The sequence below is a fragment of the Proteus sp. LHD240705 genome (assembly GCF_047921555.1).
Taxonomy (GTDB): Bacteria; Pseudomonadota; Gammaproteobacteria; order Enterobacterales; family Enterobacteriaceae; genus Proteus.
On record NZ_JBLRMI010000007.1, the window covers coordinates 170,694 to 190,437 of the forward strand.

Genomic DNA, 19,744 nt, shown 5'->3' on the forward strand with positions numbered 1-19,744 from the left:
ATAGGTTTTTAGTATTAATCATAAAATTTGCAAAGCATTTTCATTATTTTGCTTTTTATCATTAATATTAAAATTTAATATGAAAATTCACTTCAGTTTTTGTGTAAACGGATTATATGTAGTTTATTTTTTGGTGTCTCATGCACAGTGTTACAAAATTTGCTTATGTAATATGAAAAAATCATTAATAAGATAATAGATTTAATTTTTTTTATTATTTATTTTCAATTGGTTATGCTTTTGTGGGGAGTTATGGATAAAACGTGATAGTTTAAATTTACTTTATGGAAAATATATTTAGTTACAAATTCTATTAAGTTTAAAATATTATGATGACAATACTTTATAAAAGCTAGTCATTAAAAGAATGGTTTCTAATAATATATATAGAGTAATTAATGAAAATAATTCTTATTAAGTACCTTATATTAAATTAAATCTATTGATTAAATTATTAATATTCAAAAAATCATCTTAAATACCTTTTATCGTATTTTTATTTTCCTATATAGAGTAGCAATGCTTATCCCTAAAATTTCTGCCGCTTTCTTCTTTCCTTCTAATGTTGTCCCTGTTTTTTCTAATATGTTCATAATGGTTTGATACTCTGATGTCTGGTTTTGAGTTTTGAGAAATTCTTGTGCGTTTAACGGTTGATTTTTATTATCTGTTTTAGCTGCTGTATAGATGCCACTGGTTTTTTCTTTTTCTAAAGGATCAGAATGAGGTGTTTCTAACAAATAAGGTGGAAGGTGGCTGAGGTTTAAATCCACTGTATCTCCTTGCATAACATACATATATTCAATCACATTACGTAGCTCTCTGATATTGCCCGGCCAATCATAGGAATATAAGTAGTTAATAACAACGTTGGGGATCTTTGCAGCAGGCCGTTGATAGGTTGAAGCCAGATCATCAGCAAAGAATTGTGCAAGTTCTGCAATATCTTCTCGGTGATCACGTAATGCAGGTGTATGGATCGGAACAACATTGAGGCGATAAAATAGATCTTCACGAAATTGTCCTTTATTTACCATTTCACGTAGATCTTTGTTGGTGGCAGCAATGATCCTTACATCAATATTGATCATATTATTAGAGCCAACACGAGTGATGCTTTTTTCTTGAAGAACACGTAAAAGCTTGGCTTGTAGATGTAAAGGCATATCTCCAATTTCATCTAGGAAGAGGCTTCCACCATGTGCCAATTCAAATTTACCAATACGTCCTTTAGGATCAGCACCACTAAATGCACCGCGTACATAACCAAAAAGCTCACTTTCTAGTAGTTGTTCTGGGATTGCTGCACAGTTAATAGTAATAAAAGGTTGCTTCGTGCGTAGGCTTTGTTGGTGAATAGTGTAAGCAACCACTTCTTTACCTGAACCGCTTTCTCCGGTGATAAGTACACTGGCGTGGCTAATAGCAACTTTACTTAACATGCTTTTTAATTGAAGCATATTTTGTGAGTTGCCAATTAAAGGGGAGTGAGGATTTTCATCAACCGATAAGGTATTCACCTGTGTCATATAATCGCGGGCATCATGGAAGATAACCATTGTGAGTTGGTCATTATCAACAGATGAAAAGGTGATTTTTTTACACAGAACATGATAGCGTTGTTGATTTAATATTAGCCATGCTTCTTCATCACCATAAAGAATATCGCCAGTCATATCGATATCAAGAGATTGCCCAATTAATTCACAATCAAAAAAACGTAGAGCAGAAAGATTGGCATGCCAAATTTTATTTTGGCTATCGATTGCAATCACACCTCTATCCATCACATCAATCAAGTTTCTAAAAGTCCCAAATCGCTCTTGCTCTCTAAGCCTTTCAAGACATTCAAAAATACGACTTGAAATCATCGCCGAAAACTGTTCGATAAAGGTGATAAAGGCTTGTTTTTGTTTCATCAAAAACATTTTTTGTTCTCGATTAGAACAAATAATCCCTATTACGCCAATAACTTGATTATTCAGGAAAATAGGAGCATTGAGATCAAGTTCTTCAGTGCAAGTTAATCGGTTTTGACACAGTTGGCATAGGCTATTTTCTTTGGGATCTTCAATCAAAATGGTTTTTTGTACTTGCAGTACATGGCGATAAATATGCCCATTACTAGAGACATCTTGATTGAGCATATAGCGATAACGCCCTGTACCTGCAATGCGAATCAAGTTGTTATCAATAATTTCAACATCGGTACCAGTGATACCTGCAATGGCATCGGTGTACTTGCTGATTTCATCTTGTAGAGTACTTAGTAATGAGTGCATCACATTCTCACCTTAAAATTATCAATATTGATAATAAATTATCACTTCGCATTTAGAGTATTAAATTTAATTATTATTTATTAGTTAGTTATGTATTTTTTGTATAAAGCTCACACAGTTTCTTATTATTGATAATTTATCACCTAAATAAAACCGCCTAGATCACAGCTTCTCTGTATCATTAATTTCACTTCTTAATTGTTAAAACAATAAATGTATTTTAAATCAAATGGTTACGTCTTTATTAAATGCTTTTTGAATGAGTTGGCATACATATTGCGATATAGGAGATAACCCTATGTATTCCGATTAATCGCGATATTGGGTTATCGCGAATTTTAAAGTGTGATTAAGAGGTAATTCCATGCAGGAGCAATTGCAGTACCTGATTAACCAAAGTTCATTTACGCGAAAACCAACCGCTGAGCTTGCCCCTTTTCGTTATGAAGAGTTAGTCAAAGCGTTAGATTTTCATAGAACTATTCCAGGATACGCACCTACACCGTTATTTCATTTACCCCAGTTAGCCAAAACCTTAGGGATTGGTGAGTTATATCTTAAAGATGAGTCTTTTCGTTTTGGTTTAAAAGCATTTAAAGCGTTGGGTGGTGCTTATGCGATGGCACGCCATATTGCTGATTTCCTTGAAATGGACATAAGTGAATTACCTTATGAGGTAATGATCAGTGATGAGATCAGGAAAAAGTTAAATGGCGTGACTTTTGCGACAACCACTGACGGGAATCATGGACGTGGTGTTGCTTGGATGGCAAGACAGTTAAAGCAAAAAGCGGTGGTCTATATGCCAAAAGGATCATCACAAGAACGTTTAGATGCCATTTTGCGTGAAGGTGCAGTCGCTGAAATCGTTGATATGAACTATGACGATGCAGTGAGAATGACGGCTGAAATGGCTGAAAAATATGGCTGGATAGTGGTTCAAGACACTGCATGGGATGGCTATGAAGAAATCCCACTTTGGATCATGCAAGGCTATGGCACTTTAATGCTGGAATCTCTTGCTCAATTACATGAAGTCCCCCCAACGCATATTTTTGTGCAAGCTGGTGTGGGCTCTTTTGCGGGTATGGTGCAAGGCATGGTAACAGCTGCTTATGGCAAACAAGCACCGAAAGTGATTGTGGCTGAAGCACGTATTGCCGACTGTTTATATCAATCTGCGGTATCAGGGAAAGCGGATGCTATTCCTGTTGGTGGGGATTTACAAACAGTTATGGCAGGACTTGCTTGTGGTGAAGCGAATAGTATTGGTTGGAATTTATTACGCGATTATTCAGCGGCATTTTTCTCTTGCCCTGATGCTGTTGCGACGAGGGGAATGCGGATTTTAGGAAATCCTTTACCCGGTGATCCGCACATCATTTCTGGTGAATCTGGTGCCGTGACAACAGGCTTGCTCTCTATTTTGATGCAATCACCTGTTTATCAGAGTGCAAAAGAAGCGCTGGGATTAGATGAAAATGCAAGAGTGCTTGTGATAAGCACTGAAGGTGACACCGATCCTGAGCGTTATCGCGATATCGTGTGGGATGGCGAGTTGCCTAGCTTCAAACAATTTTAAAAAAACAAATAAGTCTTTTGGAGTGAACAGTATGTTATCAGCAAACCGATTTGATGAAGTTATTAAGAATTGCCAATTATTAATCCAACAAAAAAGCTATTCAGGTGAAGAAGGTAACGTTGTTAAAGTCATAGAAGAGATGATGAAAAACTATGATTTTGACGACATTCATATTGATAAATACGGCAATATCATTGGCGGAATTATAGGTCAACACCCAGGGAAAACCCTTGTTTTTGATGGTCATATCGATACTGTACCGGTGAGTGAGCGTGACTGGAAAGAAAAACCTTATGGTGCAGAAATCAAAGACGGCAAGATTTATGGTCGCGGCACCAGTGATATGAAAGGTGCCGTCGCTGCGATGATTTCAGCGATAGGTTTTTATGGCCAAGATAATCAGCGTAATTTTGCTGGTCGTATTTATGTTTCTTGCATTGTGCATGAAGAGTGTTTTGAAGGCGTTGCCGCAAGACTCGTTTCTGAACGTTATAAACCAGACTATGTGGTAATTGGTGAAGCCTCCGAATTAAACCTCAAAATTGGGCAACGTGGTCGTGCTGAAATTGTTGTTGAAACCTTTGGCAAACCTGCTCACTCCGCCAATCCAGATGCAGGGATCAACTCTGTTTATAAAATGGCAAAACTGATCGAGAAGATCAGAACGTTAACGCCTTCCGTTCATCCTGTATTAGGAAAAGGGATCTTAGAACTTACGGATATTAAATCATCACCTTATCCGGGCGCTTCAGTTGTACCTGAATATTGTCGTGCCACTTACGATCGCCGTTTATTAGTGGGTGAAACTAAAGAAGAAGTGCTTGCACCATTACAAAAAGCCATTGATGAACTTGCTTCTCAAGATGCTGATTTTAAAGCTAAAGTCTCTTATGCCTACGGTACGGAAAAATGTTATACCGGCGCCACAATTGAAGGTGAGCGTTTCTTCCCTGGTTGGGTATTAGAAGAGAGCGATCCTTATGTACAAAGCGTTTTAAAAGGGCTGCATGAGTCCGGCTTTAAACCTACCGTCACACAATACTCTTTCTGTACTAATGGTAGCCATTATGCGGGTGAAGCAGGTATTAAAACCATTGGTTTTGGCCCATCTCGCGAAAACTTAGCGCACACCATTGATGAATATATTGAAATTGAACAGTTAAAAGGTGCTGCGAGCGGTTATTACAGCATTATGAACAGCCTTTATCACCTTTAATTCTTACGAAATAAATCCTTACTAGAAGAGTATCTGGCGAAACAGTTAGATGCTCTTTGGAGAAATAACAGAATGAAAACAATATTTAAAAACGCCACTGTTATTGATGGAACAGGGGCAAGTGCATTTCAAGCTGATGTTGTGGTTAATGAAGGAAAAATAATAAAAATCGGTCAGTTTGATGCAAAAACGAATGATCAGATCATTGATGCAACAGGGAAGATAGTCTGTCCTGGTTTTATTGATACTCATACTCACTCTGATCTTTCTGCTCTGCTTAATCCAGCTTTATCCGCCAAAATCCGCCAAGGGATCACTACTGAATTGTTAGGGCAAGATGGTGTCGCGTTAGCGCCATTACCAGAACAATATATTTCAGCATGGCGCAAGAATATTGCGGGTTTAGATGGTGATTCTGACAGCATTGATTGGCATTTTAAAAATACCGAAGGTTACTTAGGTATGTTAGAAGCGAGAGGCTCTGCAACGAATCTTGCTTACCTTGTTCCTCATGGCAACATTCGAATGGAAGCCATGGGATTAGAAGGTAATCCTTCTACTCGTGAAGATGTCGCCAAGATGTGTGAAATCTTAGAGCGTGAATTAAAAGCAGGGGCGTTTGGTTTATCAACAGGGCTGATTTATATGCCTTGCGCCTTTGGTGATACTGCTGAAATGATCGAACTTTGTAAGGTTACAGCAAAGCATAATGGTATTTTTGTTGTTCACCAGCGTAGTGAAGCTGACGATATTATTCAGTCGACTCAAGAGCTTATTGATATCGCCAAAGCATCGGGTGTTTGGTTGCATATTTCCCATATGAAGGTTTGCGGTAAGAAAAACTGGGGATTAATCGACGAAATGCTTGGCATGTTAGAGCAAGCACAAAAAGAGGGTATTCGTATCTCTTTTGACCAATATCCGTATGTGGCAGGCAGTACCATGCTTGGGGTGATTTTACCACCTTGGGTTCACGCAGGAGGCACAGAGAAATTATTAGAACGTTTAGCTTCTCCAGAACTGCGTAAAAAGATGATTGAAGATATCGAAAAAGGCATCCCAGGTTGGGATAACTTTATTGATTTCGCAGGGTTAGAAAATATTTATGTGACTAGCTCTAAAACAGAAAAAAACCAAGATGCCGTTGGACTTAGCCTTGTAGAACTAGGCAAATTGAGAGGTAAAGATCCATATAACGCAACCTTCGATCTGCTATATGAAGAAGAAAATGCGGTAGGAATGGTAGATTTTTACGGTACAGAAGAACACGTTATCAAATTCTTATGTCGTCCTGAACAAAACGTCTGTACTGATGGGTTAATGGGAGCAGGTAAGCCTCATCCTCGTGTATTTGGTGCATTCCCTCGTGTTTTAGGGAAATACGTCAGAGAAGAAAAATGCCTCACTTGGGAACAAGCTATCCGCAAAATGACAGGTAAACCAGCTGAAGTCCTTCGATTAACCGACAGAGGCTTAATTAAAGAAGGGTATGCCGCAGATATTGTGATGTTCGACCCTGAAACCATTATTGATAAAGGCACGTTTGTTGAACCAAACCAATACCCAGAAGGGATCGCTTTGGTGATGGTCAATGGTCGTATCGCATTAATTAATGGGGTCGAAAGTTACGCCTGTAGTGGCCATGTTTTAAGAGCATAACCGCACAATAGCGCTCTTAAACGTTAAACCTTATCTCTGTTTATCACGGTTGTTCTTCAACCGTGATGGTTTCCCCTTACCTGAGGAACAGGAAAATGAGTTCAAATATTATTCCAAACCTTCAACAGAAGAAAACATGGAAAGCTCGTTACACCGTTTTATCCTTAATTTGGTTAGCATGGTTACTTTCGTTCTTAGATAGAATGGTAATGAGTGTTTCATTACCCTTTATTGGACGTGATCTGAATCTTGATACCACACAACAAGGCTTAATAATCAGTGCGTTCTTTGTCGGTTATGCGGCATTCCAAATACCGGGTGGATTCTTAGCTGACCGCTTTGGCGCACGTAAAATTATGGCAATCGGCATTGCATGGTGGTCAGTTTTCACCAGTTTAACGGGGATGGTGTTTACATTGCCATTAATGTTAGCGGTGCGATTCTTATTTGGTATTGGTGAAGGCTGTTTTCCATCGGCTTCTTGGAAAATGATCTCAACTTATTTCCCATCTAAAGAGCGTGGTCGTGCAACGGCAATTCAATCAACAGTAAATACCTTGGGGCCAGCATTAGCTGTAATTGTTGCGGCGAGTATTATCGGTGCTTTTGGCTGGCATATGGTGTTTATTGTTTTAGGTATTCCTGGCCTATTAATTGCAGCTGGTATTTATTTTTTCACTCGTGATAATCCAAAAGATCACCCAAGTATTACCCAGCAAGATCTCGATGAGCTAGCAGCAGATGGCACATTAACGGATAAACCTGTTGAAGCTGTACCCTTTAAAGATGTTTTAAAGATGCCAGTGTTGTGGCAAATGGCAGCAATTTGGTTTCTGTTTGATATTACCTTTTGGGGATTCTCAACATGGTTACCAAGTTATTTAATTACTGTTCGTGAATTCTCTTTGGCTAAAACAGGGGTAATGGCGGCTATTCCATTCTTATTTGGTGCTGGTGGTACATTATTAGGTGGTTATGTTTCTGATAAATGTAAATCACAGCGTAAATGGTTATATATGGTTACCGCAGTGATTGCAGCTGGCTTCTTATATATGACATATACTGTTGAAAGTGCTGATATGGCGGTTGTATATCAGTGTATTTCAGCATTATTTATGTTCTTCGCCATGGCAATGTTCTGGGGTATTTTAATGGATACTATCCCAAATAAAATCATGGGGCGTGCTTCAGGGATTGTTAACTTCGGTGGTCAAATGGCGGGTGTTGTTTCTGCACCTGTTATGGGCTTCTTAATTAAAGCGAGTGGTGGTAGTTACGACAGCGCATTTATGTTTATGATAATTGCATTAGTTGCCACTGCGGTTGTGACGTTCACGGTTAAAATGCGAAATACACCAGCAGCCATTTAATTAATTAGTATTAATAATATTTATATCTAAATAAGTGTGATGTTATTAAAAGAAATAAGATTAATTAAATAAAATAAATGTATTAACTGTAAGATTTATTTATTAAAACTCACTATACGCTTTATTGATTTTTTAATTTAAAAAATCTTATTGCAGGGTACTTTTGTCTTAAAAAAGCCACGATTAAAAATCGTGGCTTTGCTTTTGTTAGATCAATAACATTATTTGCTTATAAGTATAAAGTCGTTGCCACTAAAACAGAGTGTGGCATCGCCACGAATAACGCGGTGATGGGCAATATGGCGTTGACTATTTAATGAAGCGTGCTGTTTCATCATATAAGCCTCTAAATGCCATGCAATAAGTTGTTTAGCGAGCTTTTTATTCGCGTGCTGGCTACGTTCTGATTGCACTTTGACACTAATACCTGTGGCAATATGTGTTGCTCTGACCGCAGATTCTGTTTTATTAACATGCTGACCGCCGGGGCCATTTGAACGCATGGTTTCAAAGACAATTTCTTTGTCATTAATTTCATCAGGTTGTTCAAAACAAGCAACACCAATAAACCAATTTTTACGTTTATGCCGCGGTCGTAATGTGCTTGCACATTGCCATTGTATAGAGCCTGCCCACTGTTGCGCGATAGCCTGTGCATCAGCACCTTCAAGAGACACTAACGCCGATTTTAAGCCATAACGTGAAGGCTCTTTTTCAAGAACCGTGACGTTCACTTGTTGTTTTGTGGTTGATTTCAAAAAGTAATTTAAGGCTTTTTCAACCGCTAAACAGCACTCTTCAGGGCCTTGTGCGGAGGTGAATTGTAATAACATTACGCTATCTCCCCACTTGTTTTATAGGTGATCACGGGTTTTAAACGTGCGATGACTTCGATTAGCCCGATACTCACCATGCTTTCAATCACTGTTTCAATCGATTTATAAGATTGCGGTGCTTCTTCATAAATCAGTTGTTTATTGGCACAAATAATACGGCTACCTAATGCCGTTCGTGAAAGTTGTAGTGGTGTAAAACGGTGTGATAATCGGCCTTTGCACTCTGTACGCATCCATTTTCTACCTGCACCATGGGGTAAGGAATGAAGGCTTAATTCAGACACAATTGGCTTAACAATATAGCTGTAATCACCGCGTGAACCCGGAATAACCACCATATCGTGATGTGCTGGTGTTGCACCTTTACGATGTAACCAACCTTGTTGACCATGTAATTCACAAGGCTCTACAAGGTTATGATTTACATCAGAAATAACTGCACCTTGAGTGCGAATTTGGCGCATCATTCTTTCACCAATAAGGCGACGATTAATCTTTGCGTAATCAAGTGCATTATTGTGGGCTTGCAAATATTCATTTGCCTCTTCGGTGTTAGCAACAAGCCCTTTATGACCAAACTGTTCTGTATGAGCACGTAAGATAGATTGTCCTAAACCTCTCGATCCGCTGTGAACTAATAGCAATAACTGTTTTTTATTGATACCACTTGCAGCGAAAAGCGTTTCATTAATCACTTGGTCAATTTGTTGGAATTCAGCAAAGTGATTACCACCACCAATAGAGCCTAAAGAGCCAGCAAAAGGATGATTTTGCATTTCAGTCGGTAGATGCGTTTCTAGCCATTCTGAAGGTGCGATATCACTCATTTCACTCAACTGTTTCTCTGCTTTATCTAAGTTGAGTTTGCTGTTTTTAAATTCCGTTTGAAAGAGCGTCATGCCACAGCCAATATCATTTCCGACCAAAGCAGGGTAAAAACGATTAACAGAAAAAAAGGCAGCGCCAATGGGATAACCACGCCCCGGATGTAAATCAGGCATACCTGCGACATAAGCCATATCAGGAAGTTGAGCGGTTGTTTCTAATTGTTGGATTGCTTTGCTTTCAATCCAAGTATTATCCGATGCGATATAACAAACGCTATCAGATAAATAATGAACACACTTGTCCATATACCAATCCATATAATGTAAAGGATAAAAAAATAAATTGATTGGCGGACAGCAAAAAGAAGGAAAAAAGGATTACTTCTGAGATTGTCCGCAAAGAGTATTCATATTTGTAGTTGTCATGGGATACCTCCTTGCAGTTAATTGAAATGGATGAAAAATAATAAATCGCGGGCATATTAACCACTTTTTTTTGCATTGGCAATCAAAAAGTGGTGTGGTTTTTCTTTATTTTTTAAAAAAAGAATTAATAGATTTTATTTAATTTAAGGCTAACTTCCTTTTATTTGCTATTTCAGTTAGTTCTCTATTTTTAATTAATAAATTACTTTTACTGAGCTTTTTCGGCAATAATCTTCGTAATCATCCGTTAATTTTCTATCTGTGATAACAACATCAAACTGAGCTAAATCGCCCATATTGGCTGTCGCTGTTTCATCAAAATAGTGATATTTGGTGAGTAAGATCTTACGAATAGATTTATCCATCGCTTTTTTCTTCATGTACAGATCGTCGATGTTATAACAGGTAACGCCAAAATCGAGATGAACACCTTCGGCTGAAATAAAGGCTTTTTTGGGATTAATGCTATCAAGATAAGAAGGTTGGGTAGGATTGTAGAAAGAGTCACTTTTAGGACGATATTCACCTCCGCAGAGTAATACGGTGGCATTTTTTTTCTGGCTTAATGCCAAAAATACTCGATGAGAATAACAGATCCCCGTGAAATGCAGATTATCAGGAATAAGCTCAATCAGTGTGGGAATAAACTGCCCGTTATCGAAAAAAAGAACATCGCCGTCAGACACCATGCCAGCGGCAAGATTAGGAATATGAAGTTCTTCAGTTTGATCTGGCGTAATGATATTAGAGGATGTTGAGATTAACCCTGAATGGGGCTGGGCTAATGCAACAATGTAGCCACCTAATAATGACATCGGAAAAGGGTTTTCGGCGTCAGAACTAAGGTCGCGCCTAATTGTCATTTCAGAAACTTCAAGGATCCTTGCGGCGTCTTTAAGATGTATGCGACCTGAGCGTTTTATACATTCACTGAGGCGGCGCAAACGTTCGTGCTGTTTGGTCTCTATCACCGAAGGATCCTTGTGTTATCGAATAGCGTACTCCAAGAAAATATACGCTAAATAATTAGTAGTTTGATTCAGGTGCATCTGAATCTGTTGCGATAGCGACACTTGCGCTAGCGCCGATACGTGTTGCACCTGCTTTGATCATGTTTAATGCTGTTTGGCGATCGCGAACACCACCTGATGCTTTCACACCAACTTCATCACCCACTGTTTTTCGCATTAAAGCAACATGATGTTCTGTTGCGCCCATTGTACTGTATCCTGTTGATGTTTTCACAAAATCAACGCGGATCTCACGACACATTTCACAAACTAAACGTACTTCGTCGTCAGTTAATAAGCAAGTTTCTAAAATAACTTTCAGAGTTGTATTACCACAAGCGGCTTTTACTGCTTCGATATCTTGTTTTACGAAGTCTAAACGGCCGCTTTTTAACATACCAATATTGATAACCATATCGACTTCTTGTGCGCCTTGGCGAATAGCTTCAGCCGCTTCAAAGGCTTTTGTTGCTGTTAAACCCGCACCAAATGGGAAGTCGATAACACAACATACTTTTACATCACTTCCTTCAAGGCAAGTTCTTGCTAAAGGGATGTAAGAAGTGTTAATACAAACAGAGAAGAAACCGTGTTCAACTGCTTCAGCACACAATTTTTTGATTTGCGCTTCAGTTGTATCTGCAGCAAGAAGGGTATGATCGATATAATTAGCTAATGGACGCATAGTATATTCCTTAATAAGAAGATTGTTATTCATCACCCATGTGATTTTGGCAACATATTAGTGCCGTTTTAACGGGATAACAATCACAAATGATATTTAAATAACATGATACTGTTATACATCTATCAAAATGTCACTATTTTCACATTTAAAAATTTCACATAAGAGTAAGAGGCGCTATGGATATCGCAGTGATTGGTTCAAATATGGTGGATTTGATCACCTATATAGACAGGATGCCAAAAGAGGGAGAAACCCTTGAGGCGCCAGCATTTAAGATTGGCTGTGGTGGTAAAGGGGCGAATCAAGCTGTTGCTGCTGCTAAATTAAATTCAAAAGTGATGATGTTAACAAAGGTTGGCGATGATATTTTCGCGGATAACACCATCATGAATTTAGAGTCTTATGGTATTAACACGCGCTATGTTGAAAAAGTGCCTGGTACAACAAGTGGTGTTGCGCCCATTTTTGTGACTTCTCAATCATCAAATAGCATTTTAATTGTTAAAGGTGCTAATCAGCATTTATCGCCAGAGGATATTGATAGAGCCACAGATAGCCTGAAAAAATGCAAAATAATCGTATTGCAATTAGAAATCCCGCTTGAAACGGTGTATCACGCCATTGAGTTTGGTAACAAACATCATATTCCTGTGTTATTTAACCCAGCGCCTGCTTCAAAAGCATTAGATCTTGATATTGCAGCTCGTTGTGACTTTTTTGTTCCGAATGAAACAGAACTTGAAATTTTGACTGGTATGCCAATCACTACAATGGATGAAATCCGTGAAGCCGCTTGCTCTTTACTACAAAAAGGCTTTAAGAATGTCATCGTTACATTAGGTGAAAAAGGTGCATTATGGATGAATGGTGAAATTGAAAAATATATTCCTGCCATTAAAGTTGATGCAATTGATACTAGTGGGGCGGGGGATGCCTTTATTGGTTGTTTCTCCCATTATTATGTTCACACCAATAATATTGAAGAAGCGTTAAATAAAGCCGTGATGTTTTCTGGTTTAAGTGTTGCAGGAAAAGGCACACAATCTTCTTATCCGAGCATTGAAGAGTTTGGGCAGTTTTTAGCGCAAGCCAAGTAGTACACTTCTGCACTATCACATCTTTGTATTCCACTTGCTATCTTATTTAGAAAGTAAGTGGAATTTCTTTAAAATTAATAGTTTGCTGTGTTTTTATAGTCACTGTTGGATTTCTTACAAAGAAAAACGGTTTAACTTAATGTGACTGATTTCACAGAGTGGTGACAATTATTATTGAAATCTTATTTCATAAGATGTAATTTTAATTGAAATTTAGTTTCATTAAGGTTGTTATGATGAAAGAAGATGCATTAAGCGAATGTCTTAAAAATGAAAGCAATCAAGAAACAACACAGTTTTCTGAATTAAGCGCTTTAGAGTTGGTTACGCTTATCAATAGTGCAGATATGACTGTTGCAAATGCAGTTAAAAAAGAATTACCCGCTATTGCTAAAGCAGTAGAAAGAATTACTGAACGTCTGCAAAAAGGTGGACGTATTTTTTATGTTGGTGCAGGAACAAGTGGACGATTAGCGGTACTAGACAGTGCGGAATGTCCACCTACTTTTGGTGTATCTCCTACATTAGTACAGGCGATTATTGCTGGCGGTCATGATGCAATGCTAAAAGCGGTTGAAAATATTGAAGATAGTCAAGAGGCGGCAATTGAAGAGCTCCAACGTCGTCATGTCAGTGATAAAGATGTCGTTATTGGCATTGCCGCAAGTGGTCGTACTCCCTTCACTGTCGCAGCTTTGCAATATGGCAAGAAGCTAAAAGCATTGACAGTATCTATTACTACGCGTGGCAAAAGTATGATGAGTGAAATTGCCGACTTATCTATTGCACCAGATGTGGGCGCAGAAGTGTTAACAGGTTCCACAAGAATGAAAAGTGGCACAGCTCAAAAAATGATTTTGGGTATGTTAAGTACTAGCGTGATGACTAAACTTGGAAAAGTGCATAAAAACCTTATGGTGGATGTGATTGCGAGTAATGAGAAATTGCAACGTCGTGCTGAAGGTATTGTCAGCGAGGTGTGTGGAATTTCACATGAAACAGCCAGAACCCTGTTACAAATGGTTAATTATCATCCTAGAAAAGCCATTTTAATGTATGAACTTCACCTGAGTGTGGAGAAAGTTGAGCAAATTACACAGCAATATCCTTATCGTTCGTTACAACAGCAACTCGCCCTATTTAACTAATAACAATATGAGTAAACACTCTGAACTTTAGCAGGCACGCATATGGCTAATAAAATAGAACATCTCGACACGTTAGCAATAGAAATAGAAAAACATGCTGGTGGGTTTCAAAATGTGGCAACCCTAACACATTGTATGACTCGTATTCGACTGATTTTAAAAGATAGCTCGCTATTTGATGCCGACGCTTTAAAACAAGTCGAAGGCGTTAAAGGTGTTGTATTTAATGGCGAACAGCACCAAGTGATTGTAGGAATGGGAACCGCGGCAAAAGTTTATTCCATCATGAATAAGCGTATGCAAAACAGTTCAGCAAGTAGTGAAGATGAGCCTGCGTCAACACCAGTGAAAAAAGGCTTCTCCATTCGTCGTATGCTAAATACATTAGCGGCTATTTTTGTCCCGACAATTCCTGCTTTAATTGGCTGCGGTTTGATTATGGGGTTAATTAATATTATCCGTTTAGTCGCACCAGGCTTAGTTGAGCAATTCCCTGAGCTATTTAAATTATTCAAATTAATTGGTAGTACGGTATTTGCATATCTCTCTATTATGATTGGGATAAATACAGCTAAAGAATTGGGCGCGTCAACGTCGATTGGTGCTGTAATGGCTGGGTTATTAGCCATGCCTGGGCTTGCTGATATCACCTTATTTGGTGAGAAATTACAGCCAAACAGTGGCGGGATCTTTGCAGTATTAATGGTGGTCGTGTTCTCTTCAAAATTAGAATTATGGTTTCGTAGTATCGTTAAAGAGAGCCTAGATCTTATCTTAACGCCGTTTGTGACTATTTTAGTCTCTTCTCTTGTGGCGATTATGATATTCCAACCAATCGGCCATTATCTTAATCAGTTATTAGCACAAGGCGTATCATTATCACTTTTAAATCAAGGTGGTGGTGCGGTTGTAACGGGTGCTGCGCTAGGGGGAAGCTTCTTATTTTTACTCTTAACGGGATTGCATCAAGGACTAATTCCTATTCATACCGAAATCTTAAATACTTTTGGTTTAAATTACCTGTTCCCTATTTTAGCCATGGGTGGAATGGGGCAAGTAGGCTCTTGTTTTTGGGTTTATTTACGCACTAAAAACCAACGTTTAAAGAAAACATTAATGGGTGCATTACCTGTTGGTATTTTCGGTGTCGGTGAGCCTTTATTATTTGGTGTTTCCCTTCCATTAGGAAAACCTTTTGTAGCGGGATGTATTGGTGGTGCGGCTGGTGGTGCATTAATGGCATATTTCCAAGTTGGGATCATTATTCCATTTGGTACAGCTGGGTTATCATTAATTCCATTAGTGGGAGATGGGCAAATTATTAAGTTCCTGATCGCAGTATTAGGTGCATGGATTGTCGGTTTTATTGCCAGTATGCTAATGGGATTTACCGATCCAGAGAAATAAGTCAGAAATAAAAAGGATAACAGAATGTCGACACTGACCAAAAAGCTTGAAAGTTTGCTAATACAAGGCAAAGGCACAGAACAACGTATTGCTCATTATTTATTAGAGAATAGTGAGAATATTGCCAGTATGAATGCGGCTGATCTGGCACTTAAAGCAGGTGTAAGTAGTGCTTCTGTTATTCGTTTCTCTCGTCAAATGGGGTATCGCGGTTATCCTGAATTTAAAATTGATTACCTTTCAGAAGAAAAGCAACAAAAAAGCAGTGGCGATATTCTCTATGGCAATCTCGCGAAAACAGACCCGACAGAATTAATTATTTCCAAAACAGGGCATCTGTTTACCAGTGCTATTCAAGATTCATTAGCGTTGTTAGATCCTAATACCATAGATCTATTAGCTGAAAAAATGGTATTAGCAAAACGCATTGTATTGTTTGGTATTGGCGCATCCGCCGTTGTGGCGAGCGATATTTTTCATAAATTAATTCGTGTAAATAAAAACACCTTATTTAGTCCTGATCTTCATGCTCAATTGGCTTATTCCGCTAATTTATCTACTGATGATATTGCCATTGCTGTTACCGCTAGAGGAAATACGACAGATATTAATCGGATGCTGAAATCAGCAAAAAATGAAGGTTGTTTAACTGTGGCATTAACGCGCTTCGGACAAGATGAAGCAACTCGATTATCTGATTATACATTGCCTTATTTTTATGATGAACAACACTCTCAATTAGGCGTGATTACGCCACAAGTTTTACAAATGGTGGCTTTTGATGTGCTGTTTTTTAAATATATGACATTAGCGAGTGAGTCAGCAGAAAAAGCATTATTAAAAGGGCGAGAAGCTGTTATGCAAGGAAATCAATAATGTTACTTATCACCACATTAGCGGTGGGTGCGGCTATTGGTTTAATTATAAGTACGACGGGTGTGGGCGGCGGTGTTATTGTTTTACCTGTATTGACCTATTTCTTTGGTATGAATGCGTTAATGGCAGTTGCAACAGCGAATTTATTATCCATGTTGATGAAAGTTACTTCGTCTTATATGCATTTTCGCCTTGGAAATATTCCTTTTAAAAGAGCGATGATTGTCTTAGGAATAATGCTACCAAGTACCTTTTTAGCCAGTGTTTTGGTTAATTATTTAGGTTCGTTAGCGCAGTATCAGCAACAAGTTGAATGGGGAATTAATGCGCTTGTTGTTAGTGCTATTGTTTTTTCTCTATTTCTCTTTGTACAGAGAATGTTTTTCTCATTACCTCCCGTTGTGGTTGAAAATACAGCGTTAGCTCCTTTAAATATAAAAGCGCTATTACTTCCTGCGATCGCAGCAGGTGTTGTTTTAGGGGCAACGGGGGTGGGTGGTGGTGTGGTTGTGTTACCGTTATTGCTACGCTACGCGAACCTTTCTATTAAGCAAGCTATTGGCACTTCTATATTTACCACAACATTGTTATCGGGATCTTCAGCACTAGCCTATATGCAAGATGGGCATACGGATATTCATTTGGCACTTTTGTTATTTTTAGGCTCGCTAATCTCTATTCCGCTGTCTAAGTGGCTGTTGATCAGAATGCCTGACAGAATATTTCAGTATGCAACGCTGATTTTAATTATTTGTAGTGCGGTGATGATGCTAGCTAAATTATTTTAGTATTTAAATGTATCATTAATGTTAATTATAAAAGTGATATAAAAAAAATAGCTAAATAAAAATAAATTTTTATTGGTTATTTCTTGATTATCTTATTAATTTAATTGAGGTCATTCTTAATATAGAAGCGATTATCCATTTTTTATTTGTGTGTTAATGGAATGTATTCTTGATGATTTATTTTTACTGATATATGGTTTTTATCATAAATAGATAATTGAGATGATAATCACATTAAAGTTAATTCCTATATGTTTCACTGTAACCCTCATTTAATACCTATAAGTGAAGGTACTAGTATTATGGAAAATAATAATAGGAAAACGCCTCATATTAGACGTATTGCCCACATTATGATGTATAAACAACGTCAGTGTTTCCATTTCTCCGTTTTTAACGGGTAAGCCCTCTTTTTACATGCTGAAAATATAAAGCATATTTCCTAATAACGTGTGTTATTGGGGAGACATCTATTTTTCATAAATAATGAATCATTTTTTAACTCTATTATTATCAAAATAATTAGGAGATAGGATTATTATGTCTATTAATATTAAAGGTAGAAGTTTTTTAAAATTACTCGACTTTTCATCAGCTGAAATTCAATATTTATTAAATCTTTCTAAACATTTTAAATCATTAAAAATGGCAGGTATTCCTCACCGCTCTTTGGAAGGTAAAAATATCGTTTTATTATTTGAAAAAACCTCAACACGTACACGTTGTGCTTTTGAAGTGGCAGGTTACGATTTAGGAATGGGAGTGACTTATCTTGATCCAGGCTCATCACAAATGGGTAAAAAAGAGTCTATTGAAGATACTGCACGTGTATTAGGGCGTTTCTATGATGGTATTGAATATCGTGGTTTTGATCAGTCATTAGTTGAAGAACTTGCGGCAAAATCAGGTGTGCCAGTATGGAATGGTCTTACCGATAAATTCCATCCAACTCAGATGTTGGCGGATATGCTAACAGTTGAAGAAAATTTTGGTCATTTAAAAGGGCTTAAGCTGACTTTCTTTGGTGATGCGCGTAATAACGTTGCTAACTCTTTAATGGTGGTCTGTGCCAAATTAGGCTTACATTTTACAGCATGTGGCCCAGCATCTTTAATGCCAGAAGAGCAACTTGTGAAGGAGTGTCGTGCAATCGCGGCTGAAAACGAAGGCTCTATCACATTAACAGAAGATATCGAGAAAGGGGCAAAAGAGGCTGATGTTCTCTATACCGATATTTGGGTTTCAATGGGAGAGCCAGATAGTGTTTGGGATGAGCGCATTCGCTTACTGAAAGCTTATCAAGTCAATGAATCTATGATGAAAATGGCAAATCCTCATGCGATTTTCTTACACTGTTTACCTTCATTCCATGATCGTTTAACGCTCATTGGTGAAGATATTTATCAGAAGTTTGGTTTGAGTGAAATGGAAGTGGCAGACGAAGTTTTTGAGTCTCGCCAATCAAAAGTTTTCGATCAGGCCGAAAACCGTATGCATACCATTAAAGCCGTTATGTTCGCGACTTTAAGCTAAAGCAAGGAGTTAACAATGCCTAAGAAGGTATTTATTGCTTTAGGGGGAAATGCATTGGGCAGTACGCCACTAGAGCAAAAGCAGATAGTCCGAAAAACCGCAAAGCCCATTGTGGATCTGGTTGAGAAGGGTTACCAAGTCATTATTGGTCATGGTAATGGCCCACAAGTTGGGATGATTAACTTAGCTATGGATTATGCATCGCAACAGAACATCGGCACGCCTTATATGCCATTTGCTGAATGTGGTGCCATGAGCCAAGGTTATATTGGTTATCATCTACAACAGGCTATTAATGACGAATTATGTGCGAGAAATCTGAATAAAAATCATGGTTGTGCCACCATTGTGACCCAAGTGGTTGTTGATAAAAACGACCCTGCTTTTTTATCACCGACAAAACCGATTGGTGCTTTTTATACTCAACAGCAAGCTGAGGTTATTCAAAAAGAGCACGGTTTTCACTTTATGGAAGATGCTGGACGTGGATATCGTCGAGTGATCCCATCACCTAAGCCGTTAGAAATTGTAGAATCGCCGATTATTAAACAGTTGGTTGAACGTAATATTGTGGTGATTACTGTTGGTGGCGGTGGTATTCCTGTTATTCGGAAAGGGGATTTATTAGAAGGTATTGATGCTGTTATTGATAAAGATAATTCTAGCTCAAAATTAGCCGTAGAATTAAAAGCAGACATTTTATTAATATTAACGGCTGTTGATAAAGTTGCTATTAATTTTAATAAACCAGATCAAATGAATTTAGATAAATTAACGCTTTCTCAAGCGCAGAAATATATTTCCCAAGGGCAATTTGCTAAAGGAAGTATGCTACCTAAAGTTGAGGCTTGCCTTAACTTTCTAAAAGAGAGTGATAAAGGTGTACAAGCTATTATTACTTCTTTAGAGAATGCATTATCTGCTTTAGAAGGAAAAACAGGTACAACAATTATTTCTGATTAATATCATACTTATCATTATTCTACATTTAATTCTAAT

17 protein-coding genes are annotated in these 19,744 nt (G+C 38.0%); 12 read left to right on the forward strand and 5 right to left on the reverse strand.

The features are described from left to right. Window positions 1-485: 485 nt before the first annotated feature. The gene (locus tag ACNART_RS14070) at window positions 486-2,282 is read right to left on the reverse strand and encodes a sigma-54 interaction domain-containing protein (protein WP_368927605.1); all 1,797 of its coding nucleotides are present in this window, start codon (window positions 2,280-2,282) and stop codon (window positions 486-488) included. 364 nt (window positions 2,283-2,646) lie between these two features. Between ACNART_RS14070 and dpaL the strand changes: the two genes are divergently transcribed. The 4 genes from dpaL to ACNART_RS14090 all read left to right on the forward strand — a co-directional run bounded on the left by dpaL (window position 2,647) and on the right by ACNART_RS14090 (window position 8,109). Further along, window positions 2,647-3,864, forward strand: coding sequence for a diaminopropionate ammonia-lyase (gene dpaL, locus ACNART_RS14075; protein WP_198620193.1), 1,218 nt, complete (start codon window positions 2,647-2,649; stop codon window positions 3,862-3,864). Between the two features lie 31 nt (window positions 3,865-3,895). Then, entirely contained in the window at window positions 3,896-5,080 is a 1,185-nt protein-coding gene (locus ACNART_RS14080; protein WP_196533497.1) for a YgeY family selenium metabolism-linked hydrolase, read from the forward strand. 72 nt (window positions 5,081-5,152) lie between these two features. After that, complete coding sequence (locus ACNART_RS14085; protein WP_198632467.1) at window positions 5,153-6,739, forward strand: N-acyl-D-amino-acid deacylase family protein; 1,587 nt, start codon at window positions 5,153-5,155, stop codon at window positions 6,737-6,739. A gap of 95 nt (window positions 6,740-6,834) precedes the next feature. Continuing rightward, window positions 6,835-8,109: an MFS transporter gene (locus ACNART_RS14090; RefSeq protein WP_416303621.1), complete on the forward strand. Its 1,275-nt coding sequence runs from the start codon at window positions 6,835-6,837 to the stop codon at window positions 8,107-8,109. Between the two features lie 221 nt (window positions 8,110-8,330). Here ACNART_RS14090 and prfH read toward each other — a convergent pair whose 3' ends face one another. The 4 genes from prfH to deoC form a co-directional block, all read right to left on the reverse strand. After that, window positions 8,331-8,942, reverse strand: coding sequence for a peptide chain release factor H (gene prfH / locus ACNART_RS14095; RefSeq protein ID WP_198620192.1), 612 nt, complete (start codon window positions 8,940-8,942; stop codon window positions 8,331-8,333). Continuing rightward, a complete protein-coding gene (locus ACNART_RS14100; protein ID WP_368927603.1) occupies window positions 8,942-10,078 on the reverse strand; it encodes an RNA ligase RtcB family protein in 1,137 nt (378 codons plus the stop codon). The genes prfH and ACNART_RS14100 overlap by 1 nt, the downstream gene beginning before the upstream one ends. Window positions 10,079-10,392: 314 nt before the next feature. Then, window positions 10,393-11,169, reverse strand: coding sequence for a DeoR family transcriptional regulator (locus ACNART_RS14105; RefSeq protein WP_196533494.1), 777 nt, complete (start codon window positions 11,167-11,169; stop codon window positions 10,393-10,395). Between the two features lie 55 nt (window positions 11,170-11,224). Continuing rightward, window positions 11,225-11,893, reverse strand: coding sequence for a deoxyribose-phosphate aldolase (gene deoC / locus ACNART_RS14110; protein WP_151434071.1), 669 nt, complete (start codon window positions 11,891-11,893; stop codon window positions 11,225-11,227). A gap of 179 nt (window positions 11,894-12,072) precedes the next feature. Between deoC and rbsK the strand changes: the two genes are divergently transcribed. The 8 genes from rbsK to arcC all read left to right on the forward strand — a co-directional run bounded on the left by rbsK (window position 12,073) and on the right by arcC (window position 19,708). Continuing rightward, complete coding sequence (rbsK, locus tag ACNART_RS14115) at window positions 12,073-12,993, forward strand: ribokinase (RefSeq protein WP_072064518.1); 921 nt, start codon at window positions 12,073-12,075, stop codon at window positions 12,991-12,993. Window positions 12,994-13,229: 236 nt separating this feature from the next. Then, window positions 13,230-14,141: an N-acetylmuramic acid 6-phosphate etherase gene (gene murQ / locus ACNART_RS14120; protein WP_198626334.1), complete on the forward strand. Its 912-nt coding sequence runs from the start codon at window positions 13,230-13,232 to the stop codon at window positions 14,139-14,141. Window positions 14,142-14,183: 42 nt separating this feature from the next. Continuing rightward, window positions 14,184-15,548, forward strand: coding sequence for a PTS transporter subunit EIIC (locus ACNART_RS14125; RefSeq protein ID WP_109372624.1), 1,365 nt, complete (start codon window positions 14,184-14,186; stop codon window positions 15,546-15,548). Between the two features lie 24 nt (window positions 15,549-15,572). Continuing rightward, a complete protein-coding gene (locus ACNART_RS14130) occupies window positions 15,573-16,424 on the forward strand; it encodes a MurR/RpiR family transcriptional regulator (protein WP_198626333.1) in 852 nt (283 codons plus the stop codon). After that, complete coding sequence (locus tag ACNART_RS14135; protein ID WP_109372622.1) at window positions 16,424-17,212, forward strand: sulfite exporter TauE/SafE family protein; 789 nt, start codon at window positions 16,424-16,426, stop codon at window positions 17,210-17,212. The genes ACNART_RS14130 and ACNART_RS14135 overlap by 1 nt, the downstream gene beginning before the upstream one ends. 302 nt (window positions 17,213-17,514) lie before the next feature. Continuing rightward, window positions 17,515-17,616, forward strand: a complete 102-nt coding sequence (speFL, locus tag ACNART_RS14140; RefSeq protein WP_109372621.1) for a leader peptide SpeFL — start codon at window positions 17,515-17,517, stop codon at window positions 17,614-17,616. A gap of 136 nt (window positions 17,617-17,752) precedes the next feature. Further along, complete coding sequence (gene argF, locus ACNART_RS14145; protein WP_109372620.1) at window positions 17,753-18,745, forward strand: ornithine carbamoyltransferase; 993 nt, start codon at window positions 17,753-17,755, stop codon at window positions 18,743-18,745. A gap of 15 nt (window positions 18,746-18,760) precedes the next feature. Next, complete coding sequence (gene arcC / locus ACNART_RS14150) at window positions 18,761-19,708, forward strand: carbamate kinase (protein WP_196533486.1); 948 nt, start codon at window positions 18,761-18,763, stop codon at window positions 19,706-19,708. The last annotated feature ends 36 nt before the right edge of the window (window positions 19,709-19,744 follow it).

Coding starts and splice junctions, on each gene's coding strand:
- ACNART_RS14070 (WP_368927605.1), bottom strand. CDS start 2,282: ATGCACTCATTACTAAGTACTCTACAAGATGAAATCAGCAAGTACACC.
- dpaL (WP_198620193.1), top strand. CDS start 2,647: ATGCAGGAGCAATTGCAGTACCTGATTAACCAAAGTTCATTTACGCGA.
- ACNART_RS14080 (WP_196533497.1), top strand. CDS start 3,896: ATGTTATCAGCAAACCGATTTGATGAAGTTATTAAGAATTGCCAATTA.
- ACNART_RS14085 (WP_198632467.1), top strand. CDS start 5,153: ATGAAAACAATATTTAAAAACGCCACTGTTATTGATGGAACAGGGGCA.
- ACNART_RS14090 (WP_416303621.1), top strand. CDS start 6,835: ATGAGTTCAAATATTATTCCAAACCTTCAACAGAAGAAAACATGGAAA.
- prfH (WP_198620192.1), bottom strand. CDS start 8,942: ATGTTATTACAATTCACCTCCGCACAAGGCCCTGAAGAGTGCTGTTTA.
- ACNART_RS14100 (WP_368927603.1), bottom strand. CDS start 10,078: ATGGACAAGTGTGTTCATTATTTATCTGATAGCGTTTGTTATATCGCA.
- deoC (WP_151434071.1), bottom strand. CDS start 11,893: ATGCGTCCATTAGCTAATTATATCGATCATACCCTTCTTGCTGCAGAT.
- rbsK (WP_072064518.1), top strand. CDS start 12,073: ATGGATATCGCAGTGATTGGTTCAAATATGGTGGATTTGATCACCTAT.
- murQ (WP_198626334.1), top strand. CDS start 13,230: ATGAAAGAAGATGCATTAAGCGAATGTCTTAAAAATGAAAGCAATCAA.
- ACNART_RS14125 (WP_109372624.1), top strand. CDS start 14,184: ATGGCTAATAAAATAGAACATCTCGACACGTTAGCAATAGAAATAGAA.
- ACNART_RS14130 (WP_198626333.1), top strand. CDS start 15,573: ATGTCGACACTGACCAAAAAGCTTGAAAGTTTGCTAATACAAGGCAAA.
- ACNART_RS14135 (WP_109372622.1), top strand. CDS start 16,424: ATGTTACTTATCACCACATTAGCGGTGGGTGCGGCTATTGGTTTAATT.
- speFL (WP_109372621.1), top strand. CDS start 17,515: ATGGAAAATAATAATAGGAAAACGCCTCATATTAGACGTATTGCCCAC.
- argF (WP_109372620.1), top strand. CDS start 17,753: ATGTCTATTAATATTAAAGGTAGAAGTTTTTTAAAATTACTCGACTTT.
- arcC (WP_196533486.1), top strand. CDS start 18,761: ATGCCTAAGAAGGTATTTATTGCTTTAGGGGGAAATGCATTGGGCAGT.